A 13,002-nucleotide genomic window follows, 5' to 3' on the forward strand; every position below is an offset into this window, starting at 1 on the left:
CCCTCAGTCAGCTTCGCTGACAGCTCCCCCGCAGGCGGGGGAGCAGCGACCCGCTCCTCCCCTGCGCAGCGGGGGTCGAGGGCCGGAGCCCGCCAGTGGCGGGATCGAAAGCCCGAGGGGATCGCGCCGCAGGCGCGAGACGGAGGGGGCCTTCAGCCCCGCCCTACTTCGGCAGCACCAGCTTCGGGTCGATCGGCTTGGCGCGCTCGAGCGGGCTCGGAGCGTAGCGGACCTCGAAGTGCAGCTGGGGTTCGGCCACGCCGCCGGTGGAGCCGGCCTGGCCGATCTCCTGCCCCTGGGTGACCTTCTGCTGCATCTTCACCATCACCCGGGACAGGTGGCCGTAGGCCGTGACCCAGCCGTCGGCGTGCTTGATCAGCACGAGGTTGCCGAAGCCCGGCACCTGGTCGCCGGCGTAGACGACGTCGCCGGCCGATGCAGCGCGCACCGAGCTGCCCAGCGACGCGCCGATGTTGACGCCGTCGTTGCGCTGGCCCGGGCCCTTCGGGCCGAAGTCCGAAACCACTGGTCCTTGCAGCGGCCAGATGAACCGGCCGCGGCCGAGCTCTGAGATCTGCGCGTCGCCCGGTGTCGGCGCGGACGTCGGCCCTGCGACCGGGCCCGGCGCAGCGGCCGGCGGCGTGTAGGCGCGCGGCGGCGGCGGCGGCGGCGGCGGCGTGTAGGGACGCGCGGGCGGCGTATAGGGCCGTGGCGCCGGCGGCGAGTACGGGCGCGACGTCGGCGGCGTGTAGGGCCGCGACGGCGCCGGTTGCGGCGCGGGCGGCGGCGAAAGCGGTTGCGGCTCGACGCGCGGCGGCGGCGGGAGCGGTTGCGGTTCGACGCGCGGCGGCGGCGGCGCGATCGGGATCTGGGTCGTCGAGGTCAGCGCGCCGCGGTCGCGGTAGCCGCTCGGCAGGCGGATCTTCTGGCCGGCGCGCAGGCTGGTGTTGCGCGACAGATCGTTCTCCGCGCGCAGCGCCTCGGCGCTGACGCCGAACCGCTTGGAGATCGCGAACAAGGTGTCGCCGGACACCACCACATAGGCCTTGGCCGAGGTGCGCGGCCCCTTCAGGGTCTGGCCGGGCTGGATGGCCTCGCGCCGGCCGATGTCGTTGTCCTCGCGCAGCTGGGCGACGGTGGTGTCCAGCTTGCGGGCGATCTTCTCGAGGTTATCGCCCTTCTTGACCTTGTAGGTCGCGGCCGGGCCCTCGACCTCGACCACCTTGCCGGTGACCGAGCGGGTAGTGACGGTGCGATAGGCCGGCGCGATCGGCGTGACGGGAGCGGACGACGGGCGCGGGGCCGGCGTCGCAGGCCGCTCCTCGATCTGGGCCTCCGGCTCCTCCATCTGCGCCGCCGTCGGGCTGGCGGCCACCTGCACCCGGCTGGTCGAGGTCAGCGGGCCGCGGTCACGGTAGCCGTCCGGCAGGCGGATCTTCTGGCCCGCGCGCAGGCTGGCGTTGCGCGAGAGGTCATTCTCCGCGCGCAGCGCCTCCGCCGTCACGCCGAAGCGCTTGGCGATCGAGAACAGGGTGTCGCCCGAGACCACCACATAGGCCTTGGCCGTGGATTGCGGGCCTTTCAGCACGTCGCCGGGGTGGATCGCCTCGCGGCGGCCGATGTCGTTGTCCTCGCGCAGTTGGGCGACGGTGGTGTCCAACTGGCGGGCGATCTTGTCGAGGTTGTCGCCCTTCTTGACCTTGTAGCTGACCGCCCGGCCGTCGACCTCGACGACGCGCCCGGTGACGCTGCGGGTGGTGACGGTCCGGTAGGTCGGTGGCGGCGGCGGCGGTGTCGGCCGCACGGCCGGTCGCGGCGGCGGCGCGAGCGGCTCCAGCGCGCGCTGCTCGACCGGCGGCGCAGGCGCGACGCTCACGGGCGCGTCGCTCGGCGGAGCCGCGGGCGCGGGCGCAGGGGTCGGCGCAGGGGTGGTCGGCGCCGGAGGCGTCTCCGGAACACGCACCGGATAGCTCGGGCGCATAGCGCCATCCGTTTGCGTGGTCGAACACGCCCCAAGCGCGCCGGTCGCCAGCGCAATCAGGGCCGTCCGCTGCAGAAAATGCGTCATCACCGCTCCGGAATTGGGCTTAGGCGTGAGAGAATCAGTCGGGGGAGCGTGGCGATCATGGGTCAGCCCCCTTCATCGAGCCAACCGGCAAAGCGCCGCACTGGAGGCGCGAGCGGTCCGCCGGCCGCCGGCATCGCGATGCGGCCACCACAGACCTTCGCTTCAGGGTTCCTTCGCGACGCCCTCGAGCAGCGGCACGAAGCGGACGTCGATCAGGTCCTCCACCTGAAAGCCGCCCTTGCCGTCGCCGGTGTAGCGGCGCAGCGTCTGCACCGGTCCCCGGCCGATCGGGGCGACAAGGACGCCCGACGGCTTCAGCTGGTGAAGCAGGGCTGTAGGTTCGCCCGGCGCCGCCGCTGTGACCATAATGCGGTCGAAAGGCGCCTGCTCGGGCCACCCCTCCCCGCCGTCGCCGAAGCGGGTGATGACGTTGGTCAGGCCGAGTTCCTTGAAGCGCCCCTCGGCCTCGCGCATCAGCGTGCGATAGCGCTCGACCGTGTAGACCAGCCGGGCGAGCTTCGAGAGGATCGCCGTCTGATAGCCGGAGCCAGTGCCGATCTCGAGCACCCGCGAGCGGCGGTCGAGCTTCAGCGCCTGAGACATCAGGCCGACGATGAACGGCTGGCTGATCGTCTGCCCGCAGGCGATCGGCAGCGCCGAATCCTCGAAGGCACGTTCCTTGAACAGCTGCGGCGTGAAGAGCTCGCGCGGCGTCGATTCGATCGCCTTCAGAACCTTGGCGTCGGTGACGCCCTGGCTGCGCAGCCCCAGAATGAGGCGCGCCATTTGCGCCTCGGGCGTGTCCTCGTGCGGCTCGCTCATCGTTAGAGCCTCGGCGGGGCCCCGCCCAGCACGCCCTTGAGGTCGTACACGGTCGGCTGGTGGGTCAGGTCAATATGCAGCGGCGTCACCGAAATGCGCTTCTCGTAGAGCGCACGCAGGTCGGTGCCCTCGGCGGGCTTGGACATCTCATGGCGGAAGCCGATCCAAAAATATTCCCGACCGCGCAGGTCGGTGCGCTTCTCGGCGGTGCGGATCTGCACGTCGCGGAAGCCCTGGCGGGTCACCTCCACGGCGGTCACCTCGTCGATCGGCGCGCTGGGGAAGTTGAGGTTCATCACCACGTCGGTCGGCCAGCCCACCTCGACGAGGCGCTTGAGGATGCCCGGCGCAAAATGTTCAGAGACGTCGAAGAAGCTCTCGTCCGGCCCCTTGCCGCCCATCTGCGAGAGGGCGACGCCGGGCACGCCCAGCGCCATCGCCTCGATCGCGCCGGCGACCGTGCCCGACAAGGTCACGTCCTCGGCCAGGTTTGCCCCACGGTTGACGCCCGACAGCACCAGGTCCGGCTTAGCGCCCTCGACCAGCTCGCGCAGCGCCAGCATCACGCAGTCCGTCGGCGTGCCGGTGGTCGAGAAGCGCCGCTCGCCGACCGTGCGCACCCGCACCGGCTCGGAAAGGGTCAGCGCCCGGCTGGCGCCGGACATCTCGTACTCCGGCGCGCAGATCCAGACGTCGTCGGTCAGCTGGCGAGCGATTCGCTCCAGCGCCGCCAGGCCCGGCGCGTTGATGCCGTCGTCGTTGGTGAGGAGGATCCTCACCGCGGCGCCTCGATGTGCGTCAGGCCCGGCAGATAGGGCTTCAGCGCCTCAGGCACGGCGATCCGCCCGTCCTCCTCCTGGTAGTTCTCCATCACCGCCACCAAGGTCCGGCCGACCGCCAGGCCAGAGCCGTTGAGGGTGTGCACGAAGCGCGTGCCCTTCTCCCCGGCGGCCTTGGTGCGGGCGTCCATCCGGCGGGCCTGGAACTCGCCGCAGTTCGAGCAGGAGCTGATCTCGCGGTAACGGTTCTCCGACGGGATCCAGACCTCCAGGTCGTAGGTCTTGCGCGCCGAGAAGCCCATGTCGCCGGCGCACAGCAGCATGGTGCGGTACGGCAGCTCGAGCCGCTTCAGCACGGTCTCGGCGCAGGCCACCATCCGCTCATGCTCCGCCTCGGAATCCTCCGGCGCGGTGATCGACACGAGCTCGACCTTGTAGAACTGGTGCTGGCGGATCATCCCCCGGGTGTCGCGCCCCGAAGCCCCGGCCTCCGAGCGGAAGCACGGGGTGAGCGCCGTCAGCCGCAGCGGCAGCTGCTCCTGCGCGGTGATCTGCTCGCGCACGAGGTTGGTCAGCGAGACCTCGGCGGTCGGGATCAGCCAACGGCCGTCGGTGGTGTGGAACAGGTCCTCGGCGAACTTCGGCAGCTGTCCGGTGCCGAACGCCGCTTCGTCGCGCACCAGCAGCGGCGGCGACACCTCGGTGTAGCCGTGCTCGCTGGTCTGCACGTCGAGCATGAACTGGCCGAGCGCGCGCTCCAGGCGGGCGAGTTGGCCCTTCAGAACCGCGAATCGGGCGCCGCTCATCCGCGCCGCGGCCTCGAAATCCAGCAGGCCCAGGCCTTCGCCGAGATCGACGTGATCCTTCGGCGCGGCGATCGCCCGCGGCTCGCCCCAGCGACGGACTTCGACGTTGTCGTTCTCGTCCTCGCCCGCCGGGACATCCGTCGCCGGCAGGTTCGGCAGCGCGGCCAGCACCTGGCGCAGCAGTTCGCCAAGCTCGCGCTCGAGCTCGGTCTGCTCTTCCAGCGTCTTCTTCAAGGTCTCGACGTGGGCCATCAGGCGCGTCGCCTCGGCCTCGTCCTTCTTGGCCTTGGCCTGGCCGATCTTCTTCGAGGCTTCGTTGCGCTCGGCCTGGGCGGCCTGCAGCGCCGTCTGCGCCGCGCGCAGCTTGCCGTCGAGGTCGAGGATCTCCGCCACGCGGCCGGAAACGCCCTTCGCCGCCCAGTGCTGCTCGTAGAGCTCGGGGTTTTCGCGAATGGCTCGAATGTCGTGCATGGCGACCGCTGGCGGCTTTGGGAGGCGGTCCTGTCTAGAGCGCGTCGGCGGACGGGCCAAGCCCCTTGAACGCCCCCTCCGTCTCCCGCCTGCGGCGGGATCCACCTCCCCCCCTTTGCGGTGGAGGATCTGGGAGCCAAGATGCTCCACCGCAAAGCGGGGGAGCTGTCCGCGAAGCGGACTGAGGGGGCGTTCGGCAGAACCGACCGCCGCCCAGGCGCTCAGCCTAAACCGGCGCCACTTCCTGGCTCGCCTCTTCCTTGGCGCGGCGCACTTCGATCACCTTCACGCAGGCGATCGACGCGAAGTAGAGGCCGATGATCGGCAGCGCGAGCAGCAGCTGGCTGATCGGGTCCGGCGGGGTGACGATGGCGGCGACGATGAACACCGCCACCACGGCGTAGCGCCAGCCGCTCATCAGCTGCTTCGAGGTGACGAACCCAGCCATGCCCAGCAGGGTCAGCACGACCGGCAGCTGGAAGCAGAGGCCGAAGGCCAGCACCAGGGTGGTCACCAGGCTGAAGTAGTCGGAGACCTTCGGCAGCAGCTGCACCGAGATCGCCCCGGCGCCGACGATCTGCTGCGAGAGCGAGAACCACAGCACGAAGGGCAGGATGACGTAGTAGACGAGCGCCGCCCCGATCAGGAACAGCGTCGGCGCGGCGAGCAGGAACGGCAGGAAGGCCTTGCGCTCGCGCTTGTAGAGGCCCGGCGCGACGAAGGCGTAGATCTGCCAGGCGAGCACCGGGAAGGAGAGCGCCACCGCGCCCAGACCCGCCAGCTTGATCTTGGTGAAGAAGAACTCCAGCGGCGCGGTGAAGACCAGGTTGGTCACCTTGCCGGGCGTCGCGGGCAGCTCCACCGCGCCGATCAGCGCCAGGAACATGGCCTTGGCGCCGGTCAGCACCGCCAGGAAGTCGAAACTCGAGGTATGCGCCGCCTCGGCCTCACGGATCGCCAGCAGCTGCGCGGCGACGGTGAACGGGTGCAGCAGTACGGTGAAGATCTGGGTGGCGAAGGCGAAGCTGATGAAGAAGGCGACGCCCAGCGCCAGCAGGCTGATGATCAGCCGCTTCCGCAGTTCGATCAGATGGTCGAGCAGCGGCGCGCGGGACGCCTCGATCTCCGACTCTTCGGGTTCGTAGCTCACGCCTCAGGCTCCGCCTTCTTGCGGGTGCGCGGCTTGGCCGCCGTCTTGCTGGGCGCCGCAGCGGTCGCCGCGGCGGTCTTGCGCGGGGCCCGCGGCTTGGCCTTGGGGGCCTCCGGCGCAGGCGCGGCGATCGCCGGCTCCGGCGCAGGCGGCCCGCCGTGCAGGTCGTGGGTGACCCCGTCGAGATCCTGCCGGATGTCGGTGAAGACGTCCTGCACCTCGGCCTGGCCGGCCTGCGCGGCGACATCGGCGAACTGGGCGTGGCGCATGGCCTCGACCTCCTTGCGGAGTTCGTCGAGCTCGGACTGGCGGGCCATCTCGTCGAAGCTGGCGCGGAACTCGGCCGCCATCGCCCGCATCTTGCCGAGGAACTGACCGAGCTTGCGCATCAGCACAGGCAGGTCCTTCGGCCCGACGACGACGAGCGCGACGACCGCGGCCAGCAGGAATTCGAGGGCGCGTCCTTCAGGAAACATGGCTAAGGCTTACGCGCTTCGCAGCCACGGCGAAAGCCGCGGTGCATGCGCGACCTCGTTCTTACGCCTGGTCCTTTTCCGATTCGCTCGGGAGCGGCTTGGCGGCGGCGGTTTCCTTGTTCTGCTCGCTTTCCTTGAGGCCTTCGCGGAAGGCCTTGATGCCCTTGCCGGCGTCGCCCATCAGGCCAGACAGTTTGCCGCGGCCGCCAAAGACCAGCGCCACGATGACCAGCACGATCAGCCAGTGCCAGATGGAAAGAGAACCCATATCGGCGAAACTCCATTTGCGCGGCGCGCGACGATGCGCCCGACGCCAAGATTCAGCGGGATATATAAGCGGTCTGTGACAGATGCGCCATCAAGCCGGCCGCGTCAGTTGCTCGCGGGTTCACGCGGCCAGCGGTTGAAGGCCAAGATCCATAGCGCGACCAGATTCCCCAACGGAACAACCGCGAGCAACGCCCACCAACCGGAAAACCCCAACCGACGCAGGATCTTCGCGATCGGAAAGCACACCAGAAAGACGTAGCCGGCGATGATCAGCCAGTGCCAGATCGACATGCTCACCATCGCGCGCGCCCCGCTTCAGTTGTCCTCGCCCACGTAATCAATGTGGAACTGCGGCGCTTGATCGTCCAGCGGATCTTCATCGGCGGCCGTCGCCTCGGGATTGGGCACCACGAAGTCCGGCGGCAGGTCGAGCGACAGCAGCCCCGCGGCCTTCATCTCCGCCATGCCCGGCAGGTCGGACAGGCTGGCCAGCCCATAGTGTTCGAGGAAGGCGTCGGTAGTGCCGTAGGTCACCGGCCGTCCTGGCGTGCGCCGGCGACCGCGCATCCGCACCAGGCCCAGCTCCAGCAGTACGTCCAGGGTGCCCTTGCTCGCCTGCACGCCGCGCACGGCCTCGATCTCCGCCCGCGTCACCGGCTGGTGGTAGGCGATGATCGCGAGAGTCTCCTGCGCGGCCTTCGACAGCCGGCGCGGCTCCTCCTTCTCCTCGGTCATCAGCCAGGTCAGGTCGGCGGCGGTCTGGAATCGCCAGCGGTCGGCGACGCGGACCAGTTCGACGCCGCGGCCCTCATAGCGCGCCTGCAGCGCGGCGATCGCGGCCTTCACCTCGGCCCCCTCGGGCAGGCGTTGCGCCAAGTCGGCTTCGCTCAACGGGCCCGCCGCGGCGAAGAGCAGCGCCTCGATCTCGCGTTCGGTTTCCTCCAACCCCGTCACGACCGCGGCTCCTTCGAGCGGATGTAGATGTCGGCGAAGGCTTCGAGCTGCCGGGCTTCCAGCGCCCCCTCCTTCACCAGCTCCAGGCTGGCCGAGAGCGTCGAGGCGACATAGGAGGCCCGCGACGGCCCCTGCCCCGCCGTTCCGGTCGGGGCGACGCCGGTCAGCGAGGTCCAGCGGTCGAGGTCGGGCAGCAGCTTGCGCAGCCGCTCGCGCGCGTCCTCCAGCGGATAGGCCTGGGGCGGGCGCGGCGTGTAGTAGCGCTTCACCTCTTTCACCCGCTGGCCGATGTAGGCGCTCATCAGCTGATAGAGGTCGCCCTCGATCCGGCCCGAGGGAATCACCTTGATGGCTTCGGGATCGCCGCGGCCGAACACGTCGCGGCCGAGCTGAGGCCGGACCTTCAACGCCTCGCCGGCGTTGCGCATCGCATCCAGCTTGGCCAGGCGATAGGCGAGCCGCGCCGCCATCTCCTCGGCCGGGAGTTCCTCGGCCTTGGGCCGCTCGAGCTTCGGCAGCAGCAGCCGGGACTTCAGGTAGGCCAGCCAGGCCGCCATCACCAGATAGTCGGCCGCCAGCGAGAACCGCCGGCGCCGCGCCTGCTGGACGAACGTCAGATACTGGTCGGCGAGCTTGCTCACCGACAGCTGCAGCAGATCGACCTTCTGGCCGCGGGCGAGCGCCAGCAGCACGTGCAGCGGGCCTTCGTAGCCTTCCAGCTCGACGACCAGGGCCTCGCCGTCTTCCGCGGCGCTGGCCGCGGCGGTGAAGTCCAGGTTCGGCTGGAACGGCTGGCTCATGCCGCCGAACCTAGCTGGTTCCGAGCGCCGCGGCGAACCGGGCCCGCGCCTCGTCGATGTCGAGCGGCTCGGGCGCGCGGGCGATCCGCGCCATGGCCGCCTCGGCCCGGCGCTTGGCGCGGCCCTTCAAGGCCCCGCAGCCTTCGACCACCGGCTTCATCTCCGCCATGTCGCCGTTGCAGTGCAGAACCACGTCGCAGCCGGCGGCGATCGACTGCTCGGCCCGCTCGGCGAAATCGCCGCTCAGCGCCTTCATCGACAGGTCGTCGCTCATCACCAGGCCGTCGAAGCCGATCGCCCCGCGGATGACCTTGCGCATCGCCTTCTTCGAGGTCGTCGCCGGTCGCTTCGGATCGATCGCCGAATAGATCACGTGGGCGGTCATCGCCATCGGCATGTCGGAGAGCACCCGGAACGGCGCGAAGTCGCGGGCGTCGAGCTCGTCCCAGCTGGCGTCAACCACCGGCAGTTCGAGGTGGCTGTCGGCCTTCGCCCGGCCGTGACCGGGGATGTGCTTGATCACCGGCAGCACGCCGCCGGCGATCAGCCCTTCGGCGGCGGCGCGGCCGAGGTAGGCCACCTGTTCCGGGGTGTCGCCATAGGCCCGGTCGCCGATGATCTCGTGGCCGTGCGGATCGGGCACGTCCAGCACCGGCACGCAGTCGACGTTGATCCCCAGGCTCGCCAGGTCGTGGGCGATCAGCCGCGCCCCCAGCCGGGTGATCTCGCGGCGCAGCAGCGGGTCATTGCCCGGCAGCTGGCCGTAGGTCCGGCCCGGCGGATAGATCGGCCAGTGCGGCGGCTTCAGGCGCTGGACCCGGCCGCCTTCCTGGTCGATCAGCACCGGCGCGTCCGGTCGGCCGACCGTCTCGCGCAGCGCGTCGACCAGTTGGCGGACCTGGTCCGGCGTCTCGACGTTGCGGGCGAAGAGGATGAAGCCCCAGGGCTTCACGTCGCGGAAGAAGGCGACCTCTTCACGGCTCAGCGTGGTCCCGGCGCAGCCGAGGATGCAGGCCCGGACGCTCACTTGACGAAGCAATCGGTGCCGGCGGCCTTCAGCTTGCCGCAGAAGGCCGAGGCCTCGGCCTTGCTGGCGAAGCCGGTGACCGAGGTGCGGTAGAGCGTCTTGCCGTCGCGCTCGATGCGCTCGACGCCCTTGCCCTTGCCGACGGCCAGGCCCGGCGCGGCGGCGACCGCCTTGCTCCAGGCCTTGTCGGCGAGCGCCGTCGAGGACACCGCGCCGATCTGCACCGCAGCGGCGCCGGCCTTGGCGGCCGCGGGGGCCGGAGTCGGGGCCGGCTTGGCGGCGGGCGGCGGCGGAAGCGGCGCCTGGATGGCTTTGGGCGCGGGCGCTGGAGCCGGCGGAACCGGAGCGACGGCGGCCGGGGCGGCGGCGGGCGCAGCCGCCGGGCGCAGGGCTGCGCCGGCGCCCACCGGCGTGGTCGGCGCGGCGGCCGGCGGCGGCGGAGCTTGCGGTTCCGGCCGGGCGGCGGGCTGCTCGGGCGGCGGCACGAAGTTCGGCCCGGCCGGTGCGGCCTGGCCACCCTCGGATTGATAAATCTGCAGGCCGGCCGCGGGATCTTGCGGCTGGGCGTCAGCCGGCGCGGCGCTCTTCATCTCGGCGACCGGCGTGCCCACGGTCTGCGGCGCCTGGCCCGCCTCGCGCACGCCTGAGCGGTAGAACAGGACGATGGCCACGATCAGGCCCACCAGGACCAGGCCGCTGATGATCAGGGTGACGGGGAACGGCCGCGCCCCGCGGACCGGTTGCCGCGCGTCGAACGACAGGGGCGCGTCGGCTGTGGGTGGGGCGTACGCGCCGCGGTCGTGATCAGCCATCGCCATCTCCGAACTCCTCAAAGACGCGCGAGGCCAGGCCGCGAATCGCACGCTTTCAAGCCGCAACTCTAGCCAAGGCGGCGGGTCGCCGAACCGCCCCGATCGGATTTTCTTTGGGCGACGTTTCGCCGCTGTCGGACGATCAGTTCCAGACTTCCAGGTGGAAGAGCTTGCGGTGCTCCTCGATCGCGTAGCGGTCGGTCATCCCGGCGATGTAGTCGCAGATCATCCGCGCCCGCCCGGCCTCGTCGCGCCCCTGGAGCCGCTGGTACCATTCGGTCGGCAGGACCTCCGGCTCGGCCATGAACAGCTGGAACATCTCGGCCAGGATCCGCCGCGCCTGGCTGCGGGTGCGATTGACCTTCCAGTGCCGGTACATTCGCTCCATCAGGAAGAGCCGCAGCGCCGACAGATCCTCGGCCATGTCGCGGGAGAAGCTGATCAGCGCCTGACCGAGCGTGCGCACGTCCTCCGGGCTCTTCACCCCGCCCTGCTCGACCCGCCGGCGCGTCTCGGCCATCACGTCGTCGACCATCGCGCCGATCATCCGCCGGACCGCCTCCAGTCGGATGATGCTGGGATCGCAGTCGGGATAGTCGGCCCAGGCGCCCTCGATCTGCGGCCCAATCAACGGCACCGCGCGCAGCTCCTCCAGGGTGAAGAGGCCCGCCTGCACGCCGTCGTCGACGTCGTGGTTGTTGTAGGCGATGTCGTCGGCCAGCGCCGCCACCTGGGCCTCGGCCGAGGCCCAGGTCGAGAGCCGCAGGTCGTACTGCGCGTCGAACTCGGCGATCCCCCGCCAGGACGGCTTCTCAAGCTTATCGGCCACCGGGCCGTTGTGCTTGATGACCCCTTCCAGCGTCTCCCAGGTGAGGTTCAGGCCCTCGAAGCGCGGATAGCGGCGCTCCAGCTTCGTCACGACCCGGAAGGTCTGCACATTGTGATCGAAACCGCCGTAGTTCTGCATCTGGATCTGCAGCTCGTCCTCGCCGGCGTGGCCGAACGGCGGGTGGCCGAGGTCATGGGCCAGCGCCACGGTCTCGGCGAGATCCGGGTCGAGCCCCAGCGCGGTGGCGATCGAGCGGGCGATCTGCGCCACTTCCAGCGAATGCGTCAGCCGGGTGCGGAAGTGGTCGCCTTCATGCGCGACGAAGACCTGGGTCTTCTCCTTCAGCCGGCGAAACGCGCTGGTGTGAATGATCCGGTCGCGGTCGCGGGCGAAGGCGCTGCGCGTCTTGCTGAGGTCCTCGGCGAACTTGCGACCGCGGGACCGGGACGGGCTTTCGGCGTAGGGCGCGCGGGGCGGGATCGACGGCATCAGAGCCTTGCATTGCAGTGGCCTCTTGGTCGAAGCCCAAGAGCACCTCATATAGGCTTTGCAGAGTTTTCGTTTAACAGCGCATGACCGTGAGCCTCGACCTGACCCTTTCCCCCAGCGCCGCCCGCCGAATCCGCTCGATCGGCGAAGCCGAAGGCCGTGCGGTCATGCTGCGTGTCGCGGTGGAAGGCGGCGGCTGCTCCGGCTTCCAGTATCTGTTCGACCTGGTCGACGAGGCCCAGCCCGACGACCTGAGGATCGAGCGCGACGGCGCGGCCGCCCTGGTCGACGAGATGTCGCTGGCCCTGCTGAAGGGCTCGGAGATCGACTTCGTCGACGAACTGGCCGGCGCGGAGTTCCGCATCCGCAACCCCAACGCCAAGTCCAGCTGCGGCTGCGGCGTCAGCTTCTCGGTCTAGCTTCAACTGTCATCCCGGTTTCGCGGAGCGAAGACCGGTACCCAAGAACACGGCGATTACGAGCGCTACCTGCGTGGCCGCGTTCTTGGATCCCGGACAAGCCGCAAACGCGGCTTTCCGGGATGACATGCGGTGTCGGGGCTAAGCCGGCAACCGCGCCCGCTCTTCATCCGTCGCCGGGAACATCGCGAAGTACGGCTTGGCCTCGCTGATGGCGCGGGCGACGCTCGGACGCTCGAGCAGGCGCGCGCGGTAGGCCGCCGTCACCGGGAAGCCGTCCAGCGGCTCGGCGATCGCCGCATAGAACAGCGCCGGCGCCGCGGCGCAGTCGGCCAGGCTGAAGGCCTCGCCCGCCGCCCAGGTCCGTCCGGCCAGCCGCTGCTCGATCACCCCATAGGCGTGCCGGAGGTTGGCGCGCGCCATCTGCACCGACAGCGGATCGCGCTGGTCCGCCGGACGGAGCCGATCGCTCACGATCGGCTGGAAGGCGTTCATCACGTGGTGGTCGAAGACGCGATCCCACAGCCGCGCCTCGAGCGCTTGGTCGGCCTCCCCGGGGATCAATCGAACCGCGCCGGGATAATGTCGGTCGAGATACTCGATGATGATGCTGGTCTCGAACACCTCGGCGCCGCGGGTCCTGTCGCGCAGCGCTGGGATCTTGCCGAACGGCGAGAGCTTCAGAAGCGCCTCACGCTCCGCCGGATCGCCGAGGTTCACCACCACCGGTTCGAACGGCGTCCCCTGCTCGTACAGGGCGATCAGCACCTTCCAGCAATAGGACGACAACGGGTGCAAATGCAGCTCAAGCGCCATGAGACTTCTCCACA

The 13,002-nt window shown here is 70.1% G+C and carries 15 protein-coding genes; 1 reads left to right on the forward strand and 14 read right to left on the reverse strand.

Annotation, left to right across the window (positions count from 1 at the left end):
- Window positions 1-163 precede the first annotated feature (163 nt).
- The 13 genes from ACSQ14_RS10465 to ACSQ14_RS10525 form a co-directional block, all read right to left on the reverse strand.
- Window positions 164-1,876 (reverse strand): LysM peptidoglycan-binding domain-containing protein, encoded by a 1,713-nt coding sequence (locus ACSQ14_RS10465; RefSeq protein ID WP_436012399.1) that lies wholly within the window; start codon window positions 1,874-1,876, stop codon window positions 164-166.
- A gap of 354 nt (window positions 1,877-2,230) precedes the next feature.
- Entirely contained in the window at window positions 2,231-2,890 is a 660-nt protein-coding gene (locus tag ACSQ14_RS10470) for a protein-L-isoaspartate(D-aspartate) O-methyltransferase (protein ID WP_436012401.1), read from the reverse strand.
- A gap of 2 nt (window positions 2,891-2,892) precedes the next feature.
- Window positions 2,893-3,669, reverse strand: coding sequence for a 5'/3'-nucleotidase SurE (surE, locus tag ACSQ14_RS10475; protein WP_436012403.1), 777 nt, complete (start codon window positions 3,667-3,669; stop codon window positions 2,893-2,895).
- The gene (gene serS / locus ACSQ14_RS10480) at window positions 3,666-4,946 is read right to left on the reverse strand and encodes a serine--tRNA ligase (protein ID WP_436012405.1); all 1,281 of its coding nucleotides are present in this window, start codon (window positions 4,944-4,946) and stop codon (window positions 3,666-3,668) included. Before serS ends, surE begins: the two co-directional genes overlap by 4 nt.
- 226 nt (window positions 4,947-5,172) lie before the next feature.
- A complete protein-coding gene (gene tatC, locus ACSQ14_RS10485; protein ID WP_436012407.1) occupies window positions 5,173-6,096 on the reverse strand; it encodes a twin-arginine translocase subunit TatC in 924 nt (307 codons plus the stop codon).
- Window positions 6,093-6,572 (reverse strand): Sec-independent protein translocase protein TatB, encoded by a 480-nt coding sequence (gene tatB / locus ACSQ14_RS10490; RefSeq protein WP_436012409.1) that lies wholly within the window; start codon window positions 6,570-6,572, stop codon window positions 6,093-6,095. The genes tatC and tatB overlap by 4 nt, the downstream gene beginning before the upstream one ends.
- A gap of 61 nt (window positions 6,573-6,633) precedes the next feature.
- Window positions 6,634-6,840, reverse strand: a complete 207-nt coding sequence (locus ACSQ14_RS10495; RefSeq protein WP_436012411.1) for a twin-arginine translocase TatA/TatE family subunit — start codon at window positions 6,838-6,840, stop codon at window positions 6,634-6,636.
- A 104-nt stretch (window positions 6,841-6,944) separates the two neighbouring features.
- Window positions 6,945-7,133 (reverse strand): hypothetical protein, encoded by a 189-nt coding sequence (locus ACSQ14_RS10500; protein WP_436012413.1) that lies wholly within the window; start codon window positions 7,131-7,133, stop codon window positions 6,945-6,947.
- A 24-nt stretch (window positions 7,134-7,157) separates the two neighbouring features.
- The gene (gene scpB / locus ACSQ14_RS10505; protein WP_436012415.1) at window positions 7,158-7,796 is read right to left on the reverse strand and encodes an SMC-Scp complex subunit ScpB; all 639 of its coding nucleotides are present in this window, start codon (window positions 7,794-7,796) and stop codon (window positions 7,158-7,160) included.
- Window positions 7,793-8,596: a segregation and condensation protein A gene (locus tag ACSQ14_RS10510; RefSeq protein ID WP_436012417.1), complete on the reverse strand. Its 804-nt coding sequence runs from the start codon at window positions 8,594-8,596 to the stop codon at window positions 7,793-7,795. Before ACSQ14_RS10510 ends, scpB begins: the two co-directional genes overlap by 4 nt.
- Window positions 8,597-8,606: 10 nt before the next feature.
- A complete protein-coding gene (gene nagZ, locus ACSQ14_RS10515) occupies window positions 8,607-9,623 on the reverse strand; it encodes a beta-N-acetylhexosaminidase (protein ID WP_436012419.1) in 1,017 nt (338 codons plus the stop codon).
- Complete coding sequence (ftsN, locus tag ACSQ14_RS10520; RefSeq protein WP_436012421.1) at window positions 9,620-10,435, reverse strand: cell division protein FtsN; 816 nt, start codon at window positions 10,433-10,435, stop codon at window positions 9,620-9,622. Before ftsN ends, nagZ begins: the two co-directional genes overlap by 4 nt.
- Before the next feature lie 142 nt (window positions 10,436-10,577).
- Window positions 10,578-11,753 (reverse strand): deoxyguanosinetriphosphate triphosphohydrolase, encoded by a 1,176-nt coding sequence (locus ACSQ14_RS10525; RefSeq protein ID WP_436012423.1) that lies wholly within the window; start codon window positions 11,751-11,753, stop codon window positions 10,578-10,580.
- Between the two features lie 83 nt (window positions 11,754-11,836).
- Here ACSQ14_RS10525 and erpA point away from each other — a divergent pair, with 83 nt between their 5' ends.
- The gene (gene erpA / locus ACSQ14_RS10530) at window positions 11,837-12,172 is read left to right on the forward strand and encodes an iron-sulfur cluster insertion protein ErpA (protein ID WP_436012425.1); all 336 of its coding nucleotides are present in this window, start codon (window positions 11,837-11,839) and stop codon (window positions 12,170-12,172) included.
- Between the two features lie 141 nt (window positions 12,173-12,313).
- Here erpA and ACSQ14_RS10535 read toward each other — a convergent pair whose 3' ends face one another.
- On the reverse strand, window positions 12,314-12,988 hold the full coding sequence (locus tag ACSQ14_RS10535) for a glutathione S-transferase family protein (protein ID WP_436012427.1): 675 nt from the start codon (window positions 12,986-12,988) through the stop codon (window positions 12,314-12,316).
- Between the last annotated feature and the right edge of the window lie 14 nt (window positions 12,989-13,002).

This window comes from Phenylobacterium sp. LjRoot219, from assembly GCF_964252995.1.
In the GTDB taxonomy this organism is placed as follows: Bacteria; Pseudomonadota; Alphaproteobacteria; order Caulobacterales; family Caulobacteraceae; genus Phenylobacterium.